The sequence below is a fragment of the Bordetella avium genome (assembly GCF_034424645.1).
In the GTDB taxonomy this organism is placed as follows: domain Bacteria; phylum Pseudomonadota; class Gammaproteobacteria; order Burkholderiales; family Burkholderiaceae_B; genus Bordetella; species Bordetella avium.
The window spans coordinates 1,062,843-1,084,739 of record NZ_CP139969.1 but is presented as its reverse complement, the minus strand read 5'-3'; the positions used below and the strand labels follow the sequence as shown (position 1 = coordinate 1,084,739).

The 21,897-nt window shown below is 60.9% G+C and carries 20 protein-coding genes and 1 pseudogene; 9 read left to right on the top strand and 12 right to left on the bottom strand.

All coding sequences use genetic code 11. The features are described from left to right. Positions 1-80: 80 nt before the first annotated feature. The 3 genes from U0029_RS05140 to U0029_RS05130 all read right to left on the bottom strand — a co-directional run bounded on the left by U0029_RS05140 (position 81) and on the right by U0029_RS05130 (position 2,817). Positions 81-875, bottom strand: coding sequence for an ABC transporter ATP-binding protein (locus U0029_RS05140; protein ID WP_012418128.1), 795 nt, complete (start codon positions 873-875; stop codon positions 81-83). A gap of 1 nt (position 876) precedes the next feature. Beyond that, on the bottom strand, positions 877-1,767 hold the full coding sequence (locus U0029_RS05135; protein WP_114852793.1) for an ABC transporter permease: 891 nt from the start codon (positions 1,765-1,767) through the stop codon (positions 877-879). Between the two features lie 81 nt (positions 1,768-1,848). Further along, complete coding sequence (locus U0029_RS05130) at positions 1,849-2,817, bottom strand: ABC transporter substrate-binding protein (protein ID WP_012418130.1); 969 nt, start codon at positions 2,815-2,817, stop codon at positions 1,849-1,851. 204 nt (positions 2,818-3,021) lie between these two features. Between U0029_RS05130 and U0029_RS05125 the strand changes: the two are divergent. Next, a pseudogene (locus U0029_RS05125) lies at positions 3,022-3,715 on the top strand (aldo/keto reductase). 20 nt (positions 3,716-3,735) lie between these two features. On the opposite strand, the gene sodC reads toward U0029_RS05125, so the two are convergent. Continuing rightward, positions 3,736-4,260 (bottom strand): superoxide dismutase family protein, encoded by a 525-nt coding sequence (sodC, locus tag U0029_RS05120; protein WP_012418132.1) that lies wholly within the window; start codon positions 4,258-4,260, stop codon positions 3,736-3,738. 124 nt (positions 4,261-4,384) lie between these two features. Next, the gene (locus U0029_RS05115; RefSeq protein WP_114852792.1) at positions 4,385-5,155 is read right to left on the bottom strand and encodes a class I SAM-dependent methyltransferase; all 771 of its coding nucleotides are present in this window, start codon (positions 5,153-5,155) and stop codon (positions 4,385-4,387) included. 37 nt (positions 5,156-5,192) lie between these two features. Here U0029_RS05115 and U0029_RS05110 point away from each other — a divergent pair, with 37 nt between their 5' ends. Beyond that, complete coding sequence (locus U0029_RS05110) at positions 5,193-6,773, top strand: gamma-glutamyltransferase (RefSeq protein ID WP_012418134.1); 1,581 nt, start codon at positions 5,193-5,195, stop codon at positions 6,771-6,773. An 11-nt stretch (positions 6,774-6,784) separates the two neighbouring features. Here U0029_RS05110 and bktB read toward each other — a convergent pair whose 3' ends face one another. The 6 genes from bktB to U0029_RS05080 form a co-directional block, all read right to left on the bottom strand. Beyond that, positions 6,785-7,966: a beta-ketothiolase BktB gene (gene bktB, locus U0029_RS05105; protein WP_012418135.1), complete on the bottom strand. Its 1,182-nt coding sequence runs from the start codon at positions 7,964-7,966 to the stop codon at positions 6,785-6,787. A 131-nt stretch (positions 7,967-8,097) separates the two neighbouring features. After that, a complete protein-coding gene (locus U0029_RS05100; RefSeq protein WP_114852791.1) occupies positions 8,098-8,592 on the bottom strand; it encodes a GNAT family N-acetyltransferase in 495 nt (164 codons plus the stop codon). A 195-nt stretch (positions 8,593-8,787) separates the two neighbouring features. Continuing rightward, positions 8,788-10,026, bottom strand: coding sequence for a quaternary amine ABC transporter ATP-binding protein (locus U0029_RS05095; protein WP_012418137.1), 1,239 nt, complete (start codon positions 10,024-10,026; stop codon positions 8,788-8,790). After that, positions 10,023-10,880 (bottom strand): ABC transporter permease, encoded by an 858-nt coding sequence (locus U0029_RS05090; RefSeq protein ID WP_012418138.1) that lies wholly within the window; start codon positions 10,878-10,880, stop codon positions 10,023-10,025. The genes U0029_RS05095 and U0029_RS05090 overlap by 4 nt, the downstream gene beginning before the upstream one ends. Positions 10,881-10,964: 84 nt before the next feature. Further along, entirely contained in the window at positions 10,965-11,960 is a 996-nt protein-coding gene (locus tag U0029_RS05085; protein WP_012418139.1) for an ABC transporter substrate-binding protein, read from the bottom strand. Positions 11,961-12,748: 788 nt separating this feature from the next. Continuing rightward, on the bottom strand, positions 12,749-14,005 hold the full coding sequence (locus U0029_RS05080) for a class I SAM-dependent methyltransferase (protein WP_114852802.1): 1,257 nt from the start codon (positions 14,003-14,005) through the stop codon (positions 12,749-12,751). 223 nt (positions 14,006-14,228) lie between these two features. Between U0029_RS05080 and U0029_RS05075 the strand changes: the two genes are divergently transcribed. From U0029_RS05075 to U0029_RS05060, 4 genes are all read left to right on the top strand, one after another. Next, the gene (locus U0029_RS05075; RefSeq protein ID WP_012418143.1) at positions 14,229-15,395 is read left to right on the top strand and encodes a Bcr/CflA family multidrug efflux MFS transporter; all 1,167 of its coding nucleotides are present in this window, start codon (positions 14,229-14,231) and stop codon (positions 15,393-15,395) included. A 301-nt stretch (positions 15,396-15,696) separates the two neighbouring features. Next, a complete protein-coding gene (gene rpmB / locus U0029_RS05070; protein WP_003810297.1) occupies positions 15,697-15,933 on the top strand; it encodes a 50S ribosomal protein L28 in 237 nt (78 codons plus the stop codon). Between the two features lie 77 nt (positions 15,934-16,010). Then, entirely contained in the window at positions 16,011-16,178 is a 168-nt protein-coding gene (gene rpmG / locus U0029_RS05065; RefSeq protein WP_003810296.1) for a 50S ribosomal protein L33, read from the top strand. Between the two features lie 203 nt (positions 16,179-16,381). Next, positions 16,382-17,626, top strand: a complete 1,245-nt coding sequence (locus U0029_RS05060) for an ABC transporter substrate-binding protein (protein ID WP_162790399.1) — start codon at positions 16,382-16,384, stop codon at positions 17,624-17,626. Here the strand turns inward: U0029_RS05060 and U0029_RS05055 are convergent. Next, entirely contained in the window at positions 17,560-19,269 is a 1,710-nt protein-coding gene (locus U0029_RS05055) for a SulP family inorganic anion transporter (RefSeq protein ID WP_082011666.1), read from the bottom strand. The two genes, U0029_RS05060 and U0029_RS05055, sit on opposite strands and share 67 nt — an antisense overlap. Positions 19,270-19,575: 306 nt before the next feature. On the opposite strand from U0029_RS05055, the gene U0029_RS05050 reads away from it, so the two are divergent. The 3 genes from U0029_RS05050 (at position 19,576) to U0029_RS05040 (ending at position 21,882) form a co-directional block, all read left to right on the top strand. Further along, complete coding sequence (locus U0029_RS05050; RefSeq protein ID WP_039051592.1) at positions 19,576-20,052, top strand: HU family DNA-binding protein; 477 nt, start codon at positions 19,576-19,578, stop codon at positions 20,050-20,052. 130 nt (positions 20,053-20,182) lie between these two features. Further along, positions 20,183-20,695: a MarR family winged helix-turn-helix transcriptional regulator gene (locus U0029_RS05045; protein WP_012418147.1), complete on the top strand. Its 513-nt coding sequence runs from the start codon at positions 20,183-20,185 to the stop codon at positions 20,693-20,695. 20 nt (positions 20,696-20,715) lie between these two features. Beyond that, positions 20,716-21,882, top strand: a complete 1,167-nt coding sequence (locus tag U0029_RS05040) for an MFS transporter (protein ID WP_326998538.1) — start codon at positions 20,716-20,718, stop codon at positions 21,880-21,882. Positions 21,883-21,897 lie beyond the last annotated feature (15 nt).

Here is a 21,897-nt window from a genome sequence, read left to right as displayed (position 1 = left end):
ATAGCGCCGTGGCATCGAAATATAGCCTTGTATATAACGATGGTCAAAAACAAGGGCCGTAGCAGCACGGCCCTTGCTCATCAACCCAGCAACAAGGCGTCGTCTGACAGCTTTTCGCCGCGGACGCGCTCAAACATGGCCAGCAAGTCCGGCACATCCATCCCTTGACGGGCATCGCCGGAAACATCGAGCACGACCTGCCCCTGATGCAGCATGACGGTACGGTCACCGACGTCCAGCGCCTGCCTCATGCTGTGCGTCACCATCATAGCGGTCAGCTTGTTCTCGGCCACGATGCGCGCAGTCAGTTGCAGCACGAAATCCGCCGTGCGCGGGTCCAGCGCGGCGGTATGTTCGTCGAGCAAGAGAATGCGCGAAGGTTGCAGCGCGGCCATCAGCAGGCTGACTGCTTGGCGCTGACCACCGGACAACAAACCGATACGATCACTCAGGCGGTTTTCCAGACCCAGCCCCAGAGTAGCCAGACGCTCGCGGAAACCCTCACGCATCGACGCCTTGACGGCGCGGCCAAAGCCACGGCCTGCGCCGCGCCGCTCTGCCAGCGCCATATTTTCTTCGATGGTGAGATCCTCACAGGTGCCCGCCATGGGGTCCTGAAACACGCGCGCCACCTGCCCGGCGCGCTCCCAGACCGGCTGGCGCGTGACATCCTTGCCATTGATCTGAATGCTGCCGGAGTCCACCGGCAGATCACCCGAGATGGCGTTCAGGAAGGTTGATTTCCCCGCCCCATTGGACCCGATCACGGTCACAAACTGACCCGTCGGAATATCCAGCGACAGCCCGCGCAGCGCCCGAGTCTCGATAGGCGTGCCCGCATTGAAGGTAATGAAAAGATCCTGTGCACGCAACATATCAGCACCCCTTTTTGCCGAGCAGACGGCGCTTGAGCATGGGGATTACCAAGGCAACCGTCACCAGCAGCGCGGTGACAAGATTCAGGTCCTGGGCCTGCAATCCGATGAAATCGCTGTTCAGCGCCAAGGCGATGAAGAAGCGGTACACGATGGCGCCGATGATGACGGCCAGCGTAGCGAGCACCATGCGGCGCGAAGGCAGAATACTTTCACCCACGATCACGGCCGCCAGGCCGATCACAATCGTGCCAATGCCCATCGAGATATCCGCACCGCCCTGGGTCTGGGCAAAGAGCGCGCCCGCCAGGCCGACCAGCGCATTGGACAACGCCATGCCGCCCAGCACCATCCAGCCGGTATTGACGCCTTGCGCCCGAGCCATGCGGCCGTTGGAACCGGTCGCACGCATAGCCAGCCCGCTTTGCGTCGAAAAATACCAATCCAGAGCAAACTTGACCACCAGCACCACGACCAGGAGTATCAACGGACGAGCGATATAGTCGCTCATCCAATCAGGCTGAAGAATCGTGAAAATAGTGGGCTCAGTGATCAGCGGCACATTGGGCCGCCCCATGATGCGCAGATTGATCGAGTACAACGCGATCATCATCAGGATGCTGGCCAGCAAATCCATGATGCGCAGCCGCACATTAAGCCAGCCGGTAATCAGACCCGCCACCGCGCCGGCCAGCGTCGCAGCCAGCGTCGACGTGAACGGATCAACCCCCATCGCAATAAAGGTCGCGGCAACGGCGCCGCCCAGAGGAAAGCTGCCATCAACCGTCAGATCGGGAAAGCGCAGCAGGCGAAACGATATGAAAACGCCCAGGGCGACCAGGCTGAAGATCAGGCCGATTTCCAGCGCGCCGAGCAATGAGAACAGAGACATGAGGAACCTAGGCCACCCCAGTCTCGTGAACCAGGGTAGCGCTTGAACGTGGATATCAGGGCCTTGCAGCCCGGTAAAAACTTATTTGATGACTTGTGCGGCCGACTTCAGCAGCGACTCGGGCAGCGTCACACCTTGCTTGGCTGCGGCATCCGGATTGACATAGAGTTCCAGCTTGTTACTGGTTTCGGAAGCGATGTCGCCCGGCTTTTCTCCCTTGAGAATGCGCACCGCAATCTTGCCGGTCTGCACACCCAGATCACGATAGTTAATGCCCAGGGCGGCGATCGCACCACGCTTGACGCTGTCGGTGTCCGAGGCAATCAGCGGAATCTTGGCGTCGTTGCCCACTTTGACCAAGGCCTCATAGGCCGACACGACATTATTGTCGGTATTGGTGTAGATCACATCGACCTTACCGATCAGGCTGCGTGCTGCCGAACCCACGTCCACCGTACGGGGCGCCGCAGCCTCGACCAGGGTCAAGCCATGCTTGGGCAGCAACTCCTGCAACTGCTTGACCACCACGACGGAATTGGCCTCGCCCGGGTTGTAGACCATGCCGACGCGCTTGGCATCAGGCACCACCTTTTTGATCAGATCGATTTGTTTATCCAGCGCCAAGAGGTCGGAGACGCCGGTCACGTTGGTGCCGGACGGGCCCATCGTGGGCACCAGTTGCGCGGCAACTGGATCGGTAACGGCCGAATAGACCACCGGCACGCTCTTGGTGGCGGCCACCACGGCCTGCGCCGATGGCGTGGCGATGGCGACGATGACATCCGGTTTGTCGCCCACAAACTTTCGAGCAATCTGCGCAGCGGTGCCCGTATTGCCCTGAGCGCTCTGATATTGCCACTTGAGATTCTTATCGGCGTCGTAGCCTGCCTGCTTGAGCGCTTCCCGGACCCCGTCGCGTACAGCGTCGAGCGCGGGGTGTTCAACAATGGCCGTCACGGCGACCGACTTCTGTTGCGCCATTGCTGAACCGGCCGCGAGGGCCAAGGCCAGCGCGCCCACGGTCAGAAAGTGTTTTTTTCCCATCAGCATAGGAATGCTCCTTCCAGCAGGTTGATCTGTTTGGTTGTCATGGGTCGGAGGCCTTGCGCCCATGCGTTCCGAACCAAGAAACCCCGTAGTCTAACGTGCAGCCCAAGGGTTGTGGCGGCCTAGGGGGCACGGGATATCCCTCAAAAGCTTCTGGGAGCCCGCGTCGCGCCTTATACTCGAGACGCCCGCAAACAAGGATGCGTCATGCAGCGTCGCTCCTTAGGCCGTTCCGGCCTACTCGTCCCCCGGTGGTTTTCGGCGGTAATGTTTTTGGCTGAACGGTTGACGAAGCCGGCACTTTCTCCCTGCTCGACGCCATGGTCGAGGCCGGCCTGTACTGCATCGACACCGCCGACGTTTATTCACGCTGGGCGCCGCCCAAGCAAGGTGGAGAGTCCGAGACGCTGATCGGAAAATGGCTCAAACGAACGGGAAAACGCGACCGCATCGTACTCGCCACCAAAGTCGGCATGGAAATGGGAGCGGCCTCGATCCGGCCTATATCCGCCGCGCCGTGGAAGACTCGTTACGGCGGCTGCAAACCGATCATATCGACCTGCACACCGAGACGCCCCGAATACCCCGCTGGCAGATACGCTGGAAGCCTTTGCCGACCTGATCAGAGAAGGGAAGAGTACCGCAGCACCCGCGACGCGGCCAAGAACGTGCGCAGCGCCAAGATTGTCGAACAATACCTGGAGGCTCGCGGCGAACGCATTTTGAACGCCCTGGACGAGGTCGCCAGCGCCCCCCACTCGACACCGACGCAGGTCGCGCTGGCCTGGCAGATAGCCCAACCCGGCATTACCTCCCCCATCGCCAGCGCCATCACCCTACTGCAGCACATCTGCAACTCAGCGCAGGGCAACGCCAGCTCCTCAGCGAGGCCAGCGCCTGAAGGCGCGGCCTACAGGAAAGTTATTTCACGACACCGCAGACGATGCGCGCCCCGCCGCCGCCCAAGGCGTGGGGATGGTCGCTGTAGTTATCCCCCCCGAGGTGAATCATCAAGGCGTGTCCGGGAAAATCGCTTGCCTTCAGACGGGGTGCCAGCACGGGAACTTCCGCCTTGCCGTCCGCTGTGACATAGAGGGCTGGCAAATCTCCCTTATGACCATGATCATCATAAGGGCCCTTGTGCGCATGCGTGTTTTGAGGGTCCCAGTGCCCGCCTGCCCCTCCGGCCGGGACCGGTTTGCCATCAACCATGCTGGGGTCGCAAGAAGGTTTTTCATGCAGATGGAAACCATGCACCCCCGGCGGCAGACCGGCAAGCTTGGGAATAAGCAAGGCGCCATATTTGTTTTGCTCAATCTGGATGGTGCCCACCTTCTGTTGCGGTCCGTCCGGTCCCGCGACATACATATCGACAGTCTGGGCCATCGCACCGCCGGCGAGCGCCAGCAAGGCTGCACACAAGCTTGATTGCACAAGCAATTTCATAAACCTATCCTCCCGAAAAAGAAGTAGCGCCAAGGTGTGGATCTGACCTAGCCTGAATCAGTGTAGGTGACTCAGGCCCGCAGAACCTCCACGCCCCCTTCGGTCCGGACCGATTCGCTTTTTGTCAGAAATGCAGCATGCCATTGACCGCATGGCCAACCAGCGAACGCGCCCAGCGCCGTGCCGGCAAACCATATTGCGACTCCACCTCCTCGGCGCGCGCCAACAGCTCGGCTGGCGTCACCGCCAAGAGAGGGCCGGAGAAGGCCAGCACGATTTGATTGCCCGCGTCGATCTCGGGCAACAGCACGATGCGATCATCAAAAGCCTTGGACAGATTATCGATATTGCGCCCAAAACTGTCGTGGCGACCGAATAGGTTGACTGCCAGGACGCCGACTTCGCCCAACACCCGTCGGCAATCACGATAAAAGGTCACGCTGTCACGCACCGGGCCTTCCGCCTTGGCGTCATAGAGATCCACCATCAGCACCGGGCTGCGCCCGGCATTGATCGGATCCGCCACCCAGACCGCAGCGTCCTCATGGTGCACCGACAGACGGGCTGGCGTGGGCAGTTTGAAAAACATCTGGCAGACCGCCGTGACCTGCGGATTCCACTCGACCACGTCGAGTGTGCTGCGCGTGTGCTTCAGGCAGAAACGGGTCAGCGATCCCGCCCCCAGCCCCAGCAGCCCGATGGACTGCTCGCGCGGCGGCTCCAGAAACAACAGCCAGGCCATCATCTGAGCGGTGTATTCCAGAACCAGCTCGGCAGGGTTTTTAATGCGCATGGCGCCCTGGACCCATTCGCTGCCGAAATGGAGATAGCGCACGCCATCGGCCTCTGACAGAGAGGGCTGATCGAGAACAGAAGGTTGATTACGTCGGGACATCCGGGCATTGTAGCGATAGCCAACTGGAGACAAAAAGATGCGCGATAACTTTTCGAACACCCAGCTCACTCGCAAGATCGTGCTGCGCAGCGCCGACGGCGTCGTGGCATCGCAACATCGTAAAGCCGCCGAGGCAGGCGCCGCCATCCTTGCCGCAGGCGGCGATGCCGTCGATGCGGCCGTGGCCACTTCGTTCGCTGCGGGCGTGGCGGAACCCTGGATGAGCGGCCCGATGGGGGGCGGTGCGATGGTGATCTACCGCGCCGACACGCAGAAAGCCCATGTCGTGCACTTTGGCATGCGCTCACCGGCCGCGCTGGACCCCACCGACTATCCTCTGGCGAGCGACGGCCGCGTCTCGGCCGATTTGTTTCCTTGGCCCGCCGTCATCGATGACCGCAATTGCCGCGGCGCCACCGCCGTGGCCGTACCAGGCACGGTGGCCGGCATGGCGGCCGCCCACAAAGCTTACGGCAGACTGCCCTGGCGCGACACACTGCAAGACGCCATCGCGTTGGCCGAAGAGGGTCCGCTCATCGATTGGTACACCACGCTCATGATCGCGGGGTCGGCGCGTTGGCTGGCTCGCGACCCTGACGCCGCCGCCCTGTTTCTCGATGACGGATGCTGGCCCAAGGCCAGCGGCTGGACGGCCACGGCAGGGGCGCGGCTGAACTTCCAGCAAGCGGCGCAAACCCTGCGGCAACTGGCGGAAGAAGGCGCACAGGCGCTCTATGGCGGCGATATCGGCCGCGCGCTGGCACGGGACATACAGGCAAAGGGCGGTCGGCTGTCGCTGGCCGACCTGCAAACCTACGAAGCGCAATGGCTGGAGCCTCTGGCCATCCCCTATCGTGGCGGCACGGTATACGCCACACCGCAAATGACGGCGGGCCCCAACCTCGCGCGCTGCCTGCACCGCCTTGAAAACGTGCTACGCCCGGAAGGCCGCCCCGGCAGCGCCGCCTTCGAGGCCTATGCCCAGGTACTGCTGGACGAGTACCAATGGCGCTTACAGCATATGGGCGACAACGAAGATCCCCGCGCGCCGGCCTGCACCACGCATTTCAGTGTCGTAGACCGTCAAGGCAATATGTGCTCGGTCACGCAGACCCTGCTCTCGGCCTTTGGTTCGCACATTGTCTCGCCCTCGACAGGAATGCTGCTCAACAACGGCATCATGTGGTTCGACCCCGAGCCCGGAAAGCCCAATTCGCTGGCCCCAGACAAACGCTGCCTGATGAATATCTGCCCGGTCATAGGCAGCACGGACGGACGTCGATTCGCCATCGGCGCATCAGGCGGACGCAAAATTCTGCCCGCCGTGCTGCAACTCACGTCATTCCTGATGGACTACGGCATGTCGCTCGAAGAAGCCTTCCACCATCCGCGGATCGACGCCAGCACCGGCTCGCTGATTATCGACCCGGCCTTGGGCGAACTGAGCGTTGCCGCGCTGGCGGGCCGCTTTCCGCACGAGCTGGCCCGGCGTGGCGTCTACCCCTTTGCCTATGCCTGCCCGGCCGGCGTTCAACACGACGCGGGCGGCAACCAGGGATGCACCGAAATCATGTCTCCCTGGGGCGATACGGCGCTGGCGGAACACCAGCGCCGCTGAACGACGAGAGTTCAGAGACGCTCGAACACGGCGGCGATACCTTGGCCGCCGCCGATGCACATCGTCACCAGCGCATAGCGGCCCTGCACCCGCTGCAACTCATACAGCGCCTTGACAGTAATGATGGCGCCAGTTGCACCGATGGGGTGGCCCAGACTGATACCGCTGCCATTGGGATTGACCTTGGCCGGGTCGAGCTTGAGTTCGCGCGTCACGGCACAGGCCTGAGCGGCGAATGCTTCATTGGCCTCGATCACATCAAGCTGATCCACAGTCAGGCCTGCACGCTTTAGCACGGCCTGTGTCGCAGGAACCGGGCCAATGCCCATGATTTCCGGATCGACACCGGCATGGGCATAAGCCACCAGCCGGGCCAGCGGCTTGACGCCGCGCCGCTCGGCGACGCTGCGCTCCATCAGCACCAGTGCGGCGGCGCCATCGTTCAAGCCCGAAGCATTGCCCGCCGTCACCGTTCCACTTTCTTTCTGGAATACCGGCTTGAGACGGCCGAGGTCTGTAGCCGTGACGTCGTCGCGCACATGCTCATCCCGCTCAAAGACGACCTCACCCTTACGCGTCTTGATCGTGACCGGAACAATCTGGTCCTTGAAATAGCCTGCTGCGATGGCCGCGCTGGCACGGCGATGTGACTCGACCGCCAGCGCATCCTGGTCGGCGCGGCTGACACCGAAGCGGGCTGCCACATTCTCGGCAGTCACGCCCATATGCATGCGTCCGAACGGGTCGGTGAGCGCACCGGTCATCATATCGATCATCACGCTATCTCCCATGCGCGCGCCCCAGCGCTGGGAAGGAGCGATATAAGGCGCACGGCTCATACTCTCGGCACCTGCCGCCACGGCAATTTCGGCGTCGCCCAGCATAATGCCTTGCGCTGCCGACACGACGGCCTGCAGACCGGAACCACACAGCCGGTTAACATTGAAAGCCGGCGTTTCCTTGCCTATGCCCGCGTTGATCGCAGCCACGCGCGACAGATACATATCACGCGCTTCGGTGTTGATCACATGACCAACGGCGACATGCCCGACCTCATCTCCCCGGACACCGGCGCGGTTGAGCGCTTCCCGGATTACGGTCGTGCCGAGATCACAGGGCGTCACGTCTTTCAACGCGCCCCCGAAATCTCCGATTGCGGTACGCACGCCTGCGGCAATGATGACCTCTTTCATAATGTTCGTCCTTGAAGATGGATGTTGTAAGACGGCAGTCTGCTGAACACGCTAACTATAGTGCCGTCAGACCGTCATCGCTCACTTGGAATACATCATAGAAAGGCCACTATGTGAGCAGCGGTCGACGTTTATAGCACCATCAGCATTTCGTGCCAGGCCATGCCGCCATGATCCGACTCAGACGGCTTAACATATTGATAGCCAAACCTGCGGTACAGCTCAATATGATGCGCCTTGCACATCAGATGAATCGTCGCCTTGCCCTGATCTCGCATCCTCTGGACAAAAGTCGCCATCAAGCGTGTTGAATAGCCCCGGCCCTGCTCTGCCGGATCAAGCACGACGGACATGATCACAACGTTGACCGCCTCCGGGTCATGGCCGAGCAACTGCTTGAACGCTTCATCCGACATGACCACGTCGTGGGCGCAACCGGAATTGATAAAACCCATGATCCGGCCTGCCCTTTCCATGATCAAGAAGCCTTGCGGACACTGATCGATGCGCAAGGCGATTTTCTCGCGTGTCGCCGCCTCATCACCTTCGTAGGCGGCTATCTCGATCTCATAGCAACGATCGGCGTCTTCAGGCCTGGCCTGGCGAAAGGAAATGTCGAAAGTCATGGCGCAGCGGCTCGATAAGAAAAACCTAAATCGCCGATGGTAGCCAAGTATTCTTGGGCCGGCATTCGCACCCGCTTTCCGGCAGCCCCGTCCTCCCAGGGCCAGGGACATCCCTGGCATGCTAAGAACAGCGCGATCCGGGCAAAGCCGCCTCGCCCCTAGCCGGGAACGGCCAGACCTTGCAACAGCCCGAACTCAGTTGCGCCCCTCGGGCTCGGCGGCAGCCTCCAGAGCCTGCGCGGCGGCCTCGTTGTTGTCGGCCACAACCGGAGCGACCAGATCGACGACTTTTTTGCGTGACAACATGCCGATGAACTCATCATCCTCGCCCGTCACGGCCACAGGCTGGTCGCTATGCACCAGATGCTGCAACACCTCATCGAGGCCTGCCGTCGCAGGCACGGAGGCCAGGTCCTCGACATAACGGGATACGTCTCGCGCGCCCTCGCTCTGGGCCTGCAAGGCCGCCGCTTCAGTCAGGACACCGGCAAGCCGCTTACCATCCAGCACAGGCGCATACTCGTAACTAAGCGCCCGCATGCGATCCAAGGCATGGCCGGGACGCGAGCGCATGGTCAGGGTCAAACGCGCCGGATTGACCGCATGCGCGGCGTTCAAGACCTTGGTGCGATTCACGTCCTGAAGAAAGGCCTGAACATAATCATCAGCCGGGCTGAGCAGAATATCTTCCGGCGTGCCCTCCTGCACCAGCTCCCCATCCTTGAGAATCGCAATGCGGTTGCCCAGGCGCAAGGCCTCATCAAGATCGTGCGTGATGAATACTATCGTCTTGTTGAGTTTGGCCTGCAATTGCAGCAAATGATCTTGCATCTCACGGCGGATCAGGGGATCGAGCGCGGAAAAAGCCTCATCCATCAAGAGGATTTCGGCGTCAGTGGCCAGCGCTCGCGCCAAGCCGACGCGCTGCTGCATCCCCCCCGAAAGCTGATGGGGATGCTGGGACTCGAAACCACTCAGACCCACCTGCTCCAACCAATGGCGAGCACGCTGTTCGCGTTCGGCGCGCGACACCCCCTGCACGGCCAGTCCATAGGCCGCGTTATCCAGCACCGTGCGGTGCGGAAACAGGCCAAAGCGCTGAAACACCATACTCATTTTCTTCTGGCGGAATGTTTCCAGATCGCGCTTGTTAAGGCTGACCACATCCACCCCATCGACCAAGATCTGCCCGGCGCTCGGCTCGATCAGACGATTGAAATGGCGAATCAAGGTGGATTTCCCGGAACCCGACAGCCCCATGATGACGAAGATGCTGCCTTCTTCGATCGACAGGCTGATATTGCGCAGACCCAGGGTGTGCCCCGTTTCGGCCAGCAAAGCTTCTTTGCTGACGCCATCCTGCGCAGCCTGCAGGCATTGCTTTGGATGAGGACCAAAGATCTTGTAGATATTCTTGACTTCAATCTTGCTCATCGCTGGCCTCCTACCCGCACGCGCTGCCCATACGATTGCGTGATGCGGTCGAACAGCACTGCCAGCACCACAATGCCCAGCCCTGCCACCAGGCCACGGCCGACTTCCAGACGATTGATACCCAGCAACACCTCATAGCCCAGCCCACGCGCACCAATCATGGACGCGATGACCACCATCGAAAGCGCCATCATCGTGGTCTGGTTCACGCCAGCCATGATATTGGGCAAAGCCAGCGGCAGTTGCACGCCGAATAATTGTTGGCGCGAATTGGCGCCGAAGGCACGAGACGCCTCAAGCACCTCTCTGTCCACCAAGCGGATGCCCAGATCAGTGAGGCGGATCAAGGGCGGGACGGCATAGATCACCGTGGCGATCAGGGCGGGGATTTTGCCCAGGCCAAACAGCATGACAACCGGAATCAGATAAACAAAACTCGGCATGGTCTGCATCACGTCCAGCACCGGCAACATGATCGAGCGCAACCAGTTCACACGCGCCATCACGATCCCCACCGGGATACCGATCATCACCGAAAGCCCGGCGGCCATGATCATCAGCGCCAGCGTCTGCATCCCGGCATCCCACAGGCCAAGTAAACCCAGCACGCACAGCAGCGCCCCCATGGCCAGGCTAAAGCCGATACGCCGGCTCACCAGCCAGGCGATGACGATGGTGGCCAGCACGACAGACCACCAGGGCGACGTGCGCAGCAGTTGTTCAAGCCAGATCAGCACCTTGAGCACCGGACTGGCCAGGGCTTCAAGGGTATCGGCGTAATTCGTAACCAGATGATCGACGAAACCGTCGATTGCCCCGCGCACAGCTTTGGCGGGTATCCATTCAGGAAACATCAAACAGCTCCTTTTGGAGAAAGACTGCGGCCCCGCCGCGCCAGATCATGCGTGAGGCATGAGCACGGGGGGACCGCTGGAACATCAAAGTGCAGATTGCACTCGGGCAGCCACCTCGGTGGGCACCCACTTCTTCCAGACTTCAGCCTTGTTCTTGAGGAACCATTGAGCCACTTCGGAAGCGTCGTCGCCGGAGGACTCCATATGTGCAAGCGTTTCGTCCATCTGCTCACGCGGTAGCGATACTTTGGAGAAAAACTCGGTCAACTGCGGCGCCTTCTTGGCGAAATTGCTATTAAGCGCCGTAAACACCGGATTCTCGGGATAGGCGCTGGCCTCGGGTTTTTCGCACTTGGGCGAGGTCAGGCACTTATGCTTTTCCGCGTCATAAGGCGGCATTTCAAGCTTTACCAGGTCCATCGAGCCCACCAAGGGCGTCGGATACCAGTAGTAAAACACCACGTCCTGCTTGCGTTTGTACGCCGACGTCAACGCCGCCTTCTGTGCGGCGCCGGTACCGGGCGAATACAGCGTGAAGCTGTCGTCCAGTTTGAGCGCATGGAACAGGTTGTTGCTGGTGACCTCGCATCCCCAACCCGCCGGGCAGCCATAAAAGCGGCCTTTACCCGGCTCTTCGGGATCTTTGAACTTGTCTTTGAACTTAGGCAGATCGGCCGCCGACTTCAGCTCCGGATAACGTTCGGCCGTGTAACGGGGAATAAACCAGCCCTCCCCTCCCATGTAGAGATCGCCCACCCGCTTGACCTTGCCGGTTTTTTCGGCCTTTTCCCAGGGATCGGCCACGCTGTTAAGCCAGATCTCGGTATTGATGTCCAGATCGCCACGCTCCAGAGCCGCCAGAGCGGGCAAGGTTTCCGTAGGCAGCACTTCGGTTTGGCAGCCGTAACCTTTTTCGAGGATGAAACGCTCGACATCGACCAGAACCAGGTTGGATTCCCAGTTCATGCCGCCGAACTTGACGGGGCCTTTCACTTCACATTGGGGCGCGGCATGAACTGCGCCAGCGAACACAGAAAGAACGGCCGTTGCGGCCAGGGCTTTCAGGGGGGTAACACGCATGGCTTTTGCCTCCATAGGTTCAAGGACACAGCCGGAAACTGCCGACCATGCCGTGTAGCTAAGGGGGTTGTGCGGAAGACGGGCAAAACCGCCAATACAAACCGACACTCATAGAAGAAAGCGCAGCCCGTAGGGCAGGCTTTCCAGATGGCAACGTAAGCACTTCGGGCATCACCCGAAATTCATCACGAAGAAAATTGAACGAAACTCAATGAAGAAGCCAGCATGTTAGACGATCTTGCACTACAAACCAAGATTAGCCAGACACATTTCGTATCATTTGTCCTACTCATAACCTAGGGAAAATCCTGAGCCTCAGGCGCCAGAGCGGGAAATCCCCCTCCTATTGCGATGCAACAAAAGTTTTGCGCCAAAGTCGTATTTAGTTACTAAATTAATGTATTTTGATCAGGGTAAAGCACCGCCAAGCCCTATTCCAGCCCGACACAGGGCCTGCCTCTGGCGAACAGCCCATGAAAAGCCTGCCTTTCTCCCGCGCAGACCTATTGTCGTAAATCGGGCTCTGCTCAACGCTGCGCAGCGTCGGTCGAAGATCTGTCGCCGCCTGCGTGCCGCCCCCGACAAGCATGAACTCTCGGCGCAGGGAGCGATCTCGCTGCCGGGGCCTGCCTGGGCAGCGAAAGGCCATGCTTGTCCAGATCAAGGCCCACAAACACAACGGCATTCGGTCTCCCGAAAAGATAATCCCCACTCAGCGCAGCGCTTCGCGGGGATCGGGCACGCCTTCGCGAACACCGGTAAACGGCGTTCGTCGGGGACTATCGGCGTCAGGCCTTGGGCGATTCGAACATATATTCGCGCCGCCACGGATACTGGCGATCAGGCGGGTAATCCAACTCGTTGGGCGCGCCGCTTGCGGGCGTACTCACCAGCACCTGGTGCAAGGCGATCCAACCATATTGGAACGCCATCGCGCAACCTGCGAGATAGAGCCGATAGGCGCGCAAGGAACGGGCCCCCTGCTCGCCAGAGAGTATCTGGCGCGCCTCGTCCAGCCGCACCTCGAGTTCGTCACTCCACGCCCAGAGGGTGCGCGCATAATGCGGACGCAGATTCTCGACATCGCAAGCCTCTAGCCCCCCTGCCGTGACCGCTTCCAGGACGCTGCTGATATGCGTCAACTCGCCGCCAGGAAAGATATATTTCTCGATGAATTCGCCCATACCGCTGCCCAGCTCCGCGTTATAAACGCCCGCAGCAGTAATGCCGTGATTCATGATGAGGCCGCCCGGCTTGACCAGGCTGCGCAATTTGGTGAAATAGGCGGGCAGTTGCGCACGGCCCACGTGCTCGAACATGCCCACCGAAGCAATCTTGTCGTAGGGCTTGCTGACGTCGAGCTTGCGATAATCCAGCAACTCCATGCGCACCCGGCCAGATAGCCCTTTGGCTTCAATCAGACGGTTTACATGGGCATGCTGGTTACGTGAAAGCGTAATGCCGGTGGCATCCACGCCGTAATTCTCGGCAGCCCAGAGAAGCAGGCCGCCCCAGCCGGCGCCAACATCCAGAAAACGCTCGCCCTCATGCAGACGCAGCTTGCGGCAGATGAGGTCCAGCTTGGCCTCTTGCGCCTGGGCCAGCGTCATATCTGGTTCGCGATAGTAAGCGCAGGAGTAGACGCGGCGCGGGTCTAGCCACAGCGCATAAAAATCATCCGAAAGATCGTAATGAAATTCGATCTGTTTGGCGTCGCGCTCGACAGAGTGCCGCCATACCGACGTCACTTTGCGTATCAGGTCGGTCAGCCAACCACCACGCGCTGCCTCGACGGGAGAGCCCGGGAGCAGCGCAGCAGCGGCATCCATGACATCTCGCATACTGCCCTGAATTTCAACACGGCCCTCGACATAATCCTGGCCCAATACGCCAACCGCCCCTTCGGCCAAGTGAGCGAGCGCCCCCTTGTCGCGAGCGGTAAAGCGCACCTTGGCATCAGGCGGCCCCAAAACAGTTCCATCAGGCATTTGCAATTGCACGGACACCGGCAGAGCGGTGAGCTTGCGTTCGACTACAGAAAGCAAAGGATTTACCAATTCCCTCTCCACTGGACATGAACGACAGGACAACGTTATGGGAAAACACTTGCAATGTGTGCGTAAGGCAGCGCGTGCTACATTCACCGGCTCCGCCCCCCATTCTGCAACAAAAACCGGCAAATGCCGAATGCGCAGCCGCCGCGCTTTCCACGACATGTCCCTACCCCCGTCAACACCCTCGCCACGCTCCGACAACCTGGACGGGGGCATGCCCGGCTGGCTGATCCTGATGGGCGCCCTGACTGCAATCGGACCGTTCTCCATCGATATGTATCTGCCGGCGTTTCCCACGATCGCCCAGAGCATGGAGGTGCCGCGCGGCGATGTCGAGCGCACGCTGGCTGCCTATCTCATAGGCATGGCCATGGCGCAGATCGTGTATGGCCCGCTTGCAGATCGTTTCGGACGCAAACTGCCCATGATGGTAGGGCTCGCGCTTTACATCTTGGCTTCAGTAGCTTGTGCACTCGCGGGAAATATCGAAGCCCTGACAGGTTGGCGTGTGATCCAGGCTTTAGGCGGTGCGGCTGGCGTCGTGATTCCGCGCGCCGTGATCCGCGACCACTACGATACCCAGGACGCTGCGCGGGCCATGTCCTTGCTCATGCTGATCATGGGCCTTGCGCCTATTCTTGCGCCCTTGGCTGGCGGGCAATTACTGGCGTTCGTGGGCTGGCGCAGCCTGTTCTGGCTGATGGCCCTGGCGGGCGCGGCCATGCTGATCAGTGTCATCGGCATCATGAAAGAATCCCTGCCCGCCGAACGCGCAATACCACTGCGCTGGGGCACGATTCTGGGCAATTACGCCGCCCTGCTCTCGCACCGCTCATTTATTGCGCACAGCCTGGCAGGCGGGCTGGGCCAGGCCGGAATGTTCGCCTATATTGTGGGCTCGCCACAGATATTCATCGAATTGTATGGCGTGCCGCCGCAGTATTACGGCCTGCTGTTCGGCGCGAATGCGGCCGCTCTCATTATTGGCTCCCAGGTCAGCGCGCGCCTTTTGCGCCGGCTTGCTCCCCCCACCTTGCAACGCCGCGCGCAGAACGCCCTGGCACTGGCCAGCCTGGCTGCGGTCGCGTTCACCCTGGGCGGCCTCATGAGCTTGCCGCTTTTAATGGCCTGTCTGATCGGCTATATGTTCAGCCAGGGTTTCGTGAACCCTAACTCTGCCGCGCTGGCGCTTTCCGAACAGGGGCGACGCCTAGGCGCCGCGTCCGCCATGCTGGGCACGCTGCAATTGTCTTGTGGCGCGCTGGCGGGCCTGCTGATCAGTATCTGGCAGATGCAAAGCGCCTTGCCCCTGACCACGGTGCTCGCCGCCTGCGCCTGCCTCTCCTGGGTGGCCGGACGCGTGGCCCGGCACGGCACTTGACGAGCTATTTATTTTCATCATATAGTAGCTGACTCAGTATCCATCCCGTTTTGCGGCTACTATGCTTTGTAGTTGCGACATTACTTACTCTGCCAGGGCGTTAACCGGCCAGATGCTAAGCGGGTATAAGCACGGGCCAGTCGCATTGGCCAGCGCGGTTACATGCCAAGACGCATGCAAATGTGCAACCCTCAGTGCGGCGGCTCTCATCCAGGCAATGGGTGACTGGCAAATGCCGGTGCGAATATCCCTGCTGCCTCGGCCAAGCGACATCCCCGGCGAATAAACAAAGAGGTGCATCATGGCACGTGTTTGCCAAGTAACCGGCAAAGGCCCGATGGTGGGCAACAACGTTTCGCACGCCAACAACAAGACCAAGCGTCGCTTCCTGCCCAACCTGCAGTCGCGCCGTTTCTGGGTTGAGAGCGAAAACCGCTGGGTTCGTCTGCGCGTGACGGCCAAGGCCATCCGCACGATCGACAAGAACGGCATCGACGCCGTGCTGGCCGACCTGCGCGCTCGCGGCGAAGCAGTCTAAACGACTCGCCGACCCCCACGCCTTCATCCGTGCGCCCTATCGCGCCACGAACCGCAAATTCATACTAGGAGCCCGACATGGCCAAAGGTATCCGCGAAAAGATCAAGCTCGAGTCGACCGCCGGCACGGGCCATTTCTACACGACCACCAAGAACAAGCGCAACATGCCCGAGAAGATGCTGATCAAGAAATTTGATCCGGTCGCTCGCAAGCACGTCGACTACAAGGAAACCAAGCTGAAGTAATGCAGCTTGGCGCCAGTCCGCCGCCCTGAGCGCGGATTGCCCTGCAAACCCTCCCGCATCCAGGTGCCGGAGGGTTTTGTTTTTTGCAACCCTAGCCGCCCAAACCCCGGATTACGGCGGCATTTACCGGCAGATCATAGCCCTGCTGCCCAATGCAGGCCACTACACTCTGGGCCGCCCCTGTCTTTTCCGCGCCTGCCCTTATGCGCTTACTCTTGCTGCTCTGCCTCTTGCTGTCGACGCTCGCCCGTGCCGACAATGCTGCACCCATTCTTGTGGGAGAACTCCCTGACGATGGACCGGACGCCGGTTTTCAGGCCGGCTGGCGTCTGGCGCTCGATGACATCAACCGCGCTGGCGGCGTCATGGGACGGCCGCTTACGGTAAAACCTCTGGACCCGAACAGCGGACCCGGCGATGCGGTGGCGCTATTTGACGGCGCAGGCTCCGCACAGGCCCTCGCGCACGCCCGGCAAGCCGCCGCCTGGCGCCTGCCCTATCTCGCCGCCGCCGCCAGCAGCGACCGCCTGGTCTGGCAGGAGGGCAACCCCTACACCTTCCGCCTGCCACCCTCCACGCGCATGCGCGTCGCCGCACTGGCGCCGCGCGCGCTCGGCCTGCGCCAAAAACGCTGGGCCATCGTCTACCCGACAACCCTTCCAGGCGAAGAAGCCGCGGCCACCTTCGGCGCGATGATGACGGCATTCCAATCCAAGACCGAAGTCGTGAGCAGACTGCCCGTTGAACCATCGGGCATCAACCCTCAGCTGATGCAGACGCTTGCCGAAAGCCGCCCCCAAGCCCTGATGGTCGCTTTGCGGGGCCAGGATTTGGCGCAATTCCTTCATCTGCTGGCGAAAGCGCCCCTACCGGCTGTCGTCATACTGCACGGCGAAGACCTGCCCGCAGACTCCCCCCCTGGCTGGATAAGCGCTACCTACAGCCACAGGCTGCCGGAAAGCCAGGCAGCCTTTAGCGCCGCCTACCAGGCTGCACAAGGCCAGACGCCCACCAAACGGGCACTCCAAGGCTATATCGCCTTGCATAGCCTGGCCGAAGCGCTGCGGGCCGCGCAATCCACCGATGCCGAAAAGCTCATTGAAGCGCTGGAGGGCCTCAAACTCGACACCCCGGCTGGCCCTATTCAGTACCGCAAGATCGACCATCAAGCCACCCTCGGTCTGCACCTGGCGGTGACCGGCGACAACGGGGAGCCGGAACAACTGCAATTTATCGACGGTGTCAGGCTACAACTGCCCGATACCCTGGCGCGCCGCATGCGCGAGCCTGCCAGGCCGCCCGTGGAGGAACATACCGCCGCCGGACATGCACCACCCGTTGCGCCGAAAACGGTTTCCGATCTGACAGGAGCGGCGGCCGATCAGGCCCGCTTCGGCGTCTCACCCTCGATGACGGGCGGCGCCGCTTTGCCGATCTGGCCAGACTGAACATCGGAGCACTCGAGAAAACAGCGTGCCCGACAGGTCTTGCATACCTCAGGATCAAGTCGGCGATAAATACTGGCGATGGCCGTCGTCTTGTCGGGAAAAACATGATCCTCGCCCAAGCGTTGGAGAAAGCCCGTGCGCTGCCAGGTGGCAATGACCTCGGGGCGAGGACGATGAAAATACAAATCGCCCCCCATCGCACGACGACGCTTAAGTTCATCCTCCCAAACCTGGGCCCCGGCCTGATCAATAAAATTCATGCTCTTGGTCATGACCAGTAGATGGTGTTGACCGCTGGCACGCAGATCGGCCAAGCGGTCTTCAACATAAGCTGCCGCACCAAAGTACACCGATCCCTCCATACGCAACAGGCAGAGCTGGGGACACTCCGGCAAGGCGGAGGCGTTTCCTTCGCGCACGATGAAATGGCGTGCGGGATCGTTGGCATCAATACCCATCACGCGCATCGCCGGGCGCGACGTGCGATAAAGATAGGCCGTCACAGATAGCAGGGCGCCCAACAAAATGGCGACCTCCATGCGAATGAACAGCGTCGCGGCCAAGGTGGCGGCAGCGATTGCCGCTTCGTTGCGGTTCACGCGGGCCAACCAACGCCAGCGAGCAACATCCAGCAGTGTCCAGGCCACCAGAATCAGCAGCCCGGCAATCGCGGCATAAGGAATATGGGCGAGCAAGGGGGCACTGAGAAACACCAGCGCCACCAGGATCAATGCCGAGAACACGGCAGCCAAAGGCGTACGCGCGCCGGCCTCGTAATTCGGCATTGAACGGTTCAATGAGCCGCAAGACAGATAACAGGAGAAAAAGCCTCCCACCACATTGGACAAGCCCTGCCCGAAAAACTCGCGATTCGGATCGATAGTTTGCCCAGAGCGTTGCGCAACCGCCTTGGCAATCGAGATCGATTGCGCCAACGCGACGATAGTCAGCGGCACCGCCACACCCAGCATATCCGGCAGGCGCTGCCAATCCACATCGGGAACGTGCAGGGGCGGCAGCGGCCGGGCGATCGGCCCCAGAGCGGTCACATCGAAACCATAGCGCTGCGCCAACCACCCGGCGGCCGTTCCGGCGATCAGGCCGGCCAACATATGCGGTCGCCGCCGGTCCCAGCGGCGCACTGCAAGCGCGCAGGTCATCGTGACCAGGGTGACGACGACAGCGCCAATGCTGACCTGCCCTGCGAACAAGGCGCTAAACGTTTCCGCCAGACCATGCCCGCCAGCGATGCCAAAAGCGTCTTTCACGGCATGCAGTGCGATCAATATCGCCGCGCCGCTGGTGAAACCGAACAAGGCCGCCGGCGAAATGAAATTGGCCAAGCCGCCCAGACGCAGCAAACTCACGGCCAATTGCAAAAGACCGACCATCACCGTGACGGCGAGCGCCAACTCGATATAGCCTGGTGAACCCGGCACCGCCATCGGCGCAAGCACCGCAAATAAAGCGAGCGAGTTGGCGTTTGTGGGACCCGACAAGACATGCCGGCTGGAACCAAACAAGCCTGCAATCACACAAGGCACGATGGCGGTGTAAAGACCGTATTGCGGCGGCAATCCAGCCAGAAGCGCGAAGGCCATGCCCTGCGGCAGCACCAGCAAGGCGCCAAGCAGACCGGCCATCGCATCGCCTCGCACGACTGCGGGCGTGATGTCCCGCACCCAGCCTCCTTTCCATCCGCTCACACGCTCTCTCCCGACCACGCATCAAGGCGCTTAGCGTAACGCAATGCGCTGACGCATCGCAAAAGCCCTGTAAACAAGGACTCTCATGATGTCTGACTTGAGGTTTCTCGCGAAAACAACATCTGGCAAGCATTATTCGCCCCAAAAAAACGCTGCACCAGCTCAAGTTTCCGCTATCATCGGGCGCGTGGTGCCGGACATCCGTCGCAAGCGCCGCTCATTACCAACATACGGATTTTGACCATGGCTACCAAAGCAAAAACTCCTGCCAAGAAAGTCACCAAAACTGCCGTCAAGGCACCGGCTAAGGCACCCGCGAAAGCCCCTGCCAAGAAAGCTGCCCCCGCCAAGAAGGCTGTCGCCACCAAGCCGGCCGTGAAAAAGACTGCCGCCACCGCTGTCGTGCGCCCGATCAAGGAAGCGCTGAACAAGTCGCAGCTGGTTGCTCACCTGGTTGAGAACACGGGCGTTGAGGCAAAGACGGTCAAGACGGTTCTGGCCGGTCTGGAATCCGCCGTGCTGGGCTCGGTCGACAAGAAGGGCGCTGGCGAATTCACGCTTGCCGGCCTGTTCAAGGTTTCCGTGCAAAAGGTTCCCGCCAAAGCCAAGCGTTTCGGCAAAGATCCGTTCACTGGCGAAGAGCGCTGGTTCCCGGCCAAGCCCGCTTCGGTAAAGGTCAAGGTCCGCCCGCTCAAGAAGCTGAAAGACGCCGCTCAATAAACGGCGTCTTGCGGTCAAACCGGGAAGAGCCCGCCAAATGGCGGGCTCTTTTTTTGGCTGGCGCAACCACGCGATTTGCATGGCCCATATTTATCTTGATATAAAGATACTTTAGATCAAGATAAAATCCATGAAAGACCACGTCGATTTCGTTCTCTCCCAATGGGCCGACGAACGTCCTGACCTGGACGTTTCTCCCATGGCGGTCTGCGCCCGCCTCTTCCGCGTGAATGTGCTCGCCACGCGTAACGCCGAACGCGCCTTTCGCGCGCACGGCCTGCACCAAGGCGAATTCGACCTGCTCGCCACACTGGCCCGGTCCGGCCCGCCTTATGCCTTGTGTCCGCAGCAATTGATCTGCGCCCTGCTTCTTTCGTCCGGCGCCATGACCCATCGCCTGGACCGCCTGGAAGCCGCCGGCTTCGTCGAACGCAGCCCCAACCCGAACGACCGCCGCGGGGTCATCGTCTCGCTGACCGATCTCGGCCAGCACACGCTGCAGCAGGTGATGGCTGACTATCTCGCCGAACTGAATCACACGCTGGCGCCGCTCAACCCCGCCGAACGCCGTCAACTCGCCAGCCTGCTCAAGCGCTTGCTGATCGAGCACGATCAGCAAGCGCCCGGAGGACTTTCATTTTGACCACCCGACTTACCCCGACCATGGTTTTCCTGATGTCGGTGGCCACCGGCCTGGCCGTGGCCAGCAACTATTACGCCCAGCCCCTGCTGCAAATTATCGGCGAGCAATTCCAGGCTTCCCATGCCATCATGGGCAGCATCGTTACCGTCGCCCAACTGAGTTACGCGATCGGTCTCGTGCTGCTCGTCCCGCTGGGCGACATGGTCGAACGGCGCCGCCTCATCGTCTTCATGACGGCCTTATCCGCCGGCGGCCTGTTGATCTCGGCCAACGCACCCGGCATCGGCTGGCTGATGCTGGGCACATTCCTGACCGGCGTGCTGTCGGTCGTGGCCCAAGTACTGGTGCCCTTTGGCGCCTCTCTTGCCGAACCGGCTCAACGCGGCCGCATCGTCGGCACCTTGATGAGCGGCCTGCTGCTAGGCATTCTGCTGGCCCGGACGGTCGCTGGCGCGCTGGCTGACCTCGGCGGCTGGCGCACCGTTTATTGGGTCGCCGCTGGCTTGATGCTGCTCATGTCGGCCGTACTGTGGCGCATCCTGCCCGATCACCGCGGCGATACCAGACTGAGCTACCCCCGCCTGTTGCTAACCATTCTGCATCTTTACCGGGACGAGCCGCTGCTGCGCGCCAGATCCCTGATCGGCGCGTTGATCTTCGCCTGCTTCAGCATGCTCTGGACACCGCTCACATTCCTGCTCTCGAACCCGCCCTACGACTACAACCCAACCACCATAGGCCTGTTTGGTCTTGCCGGCGTCATGGGCGCCTACGCTGCCCGCCGTTTCGGCCGCATGGCGGATCAGGGGCTGGGCAACCGCGCAACCATCGCCGGACTGCTGCTGCTGTTGGGCTCCTGGGGTCTGGTCGCGTGGGGAGCCCACGCCGTGATTCCGCTGCTCATTGGCATCCTGATCCAGGACATGGCCATCCAGGGCGTACATGTCACCAACCAAAGCTCCGTCTATCGTCTGCGCCCGGAAGCCCGCAGCCGTCTGACCGCAGGATATATGACCTCTTACTTTATTGGCGGCGCTGCCGGATCGCTCGCATCGGCCTGGATTTATGAGCATTGGGGCTGGTATGGCGTGACAGGCGCGGGCGCCGCGATCGGCCTCATTGCCCTGGCTTATGGCAAGTTCGCACCGAGTGCGCGCATCCCCGGAAACCCGCCCTCACCCTCCTGAGCGTCGCACCTCCTA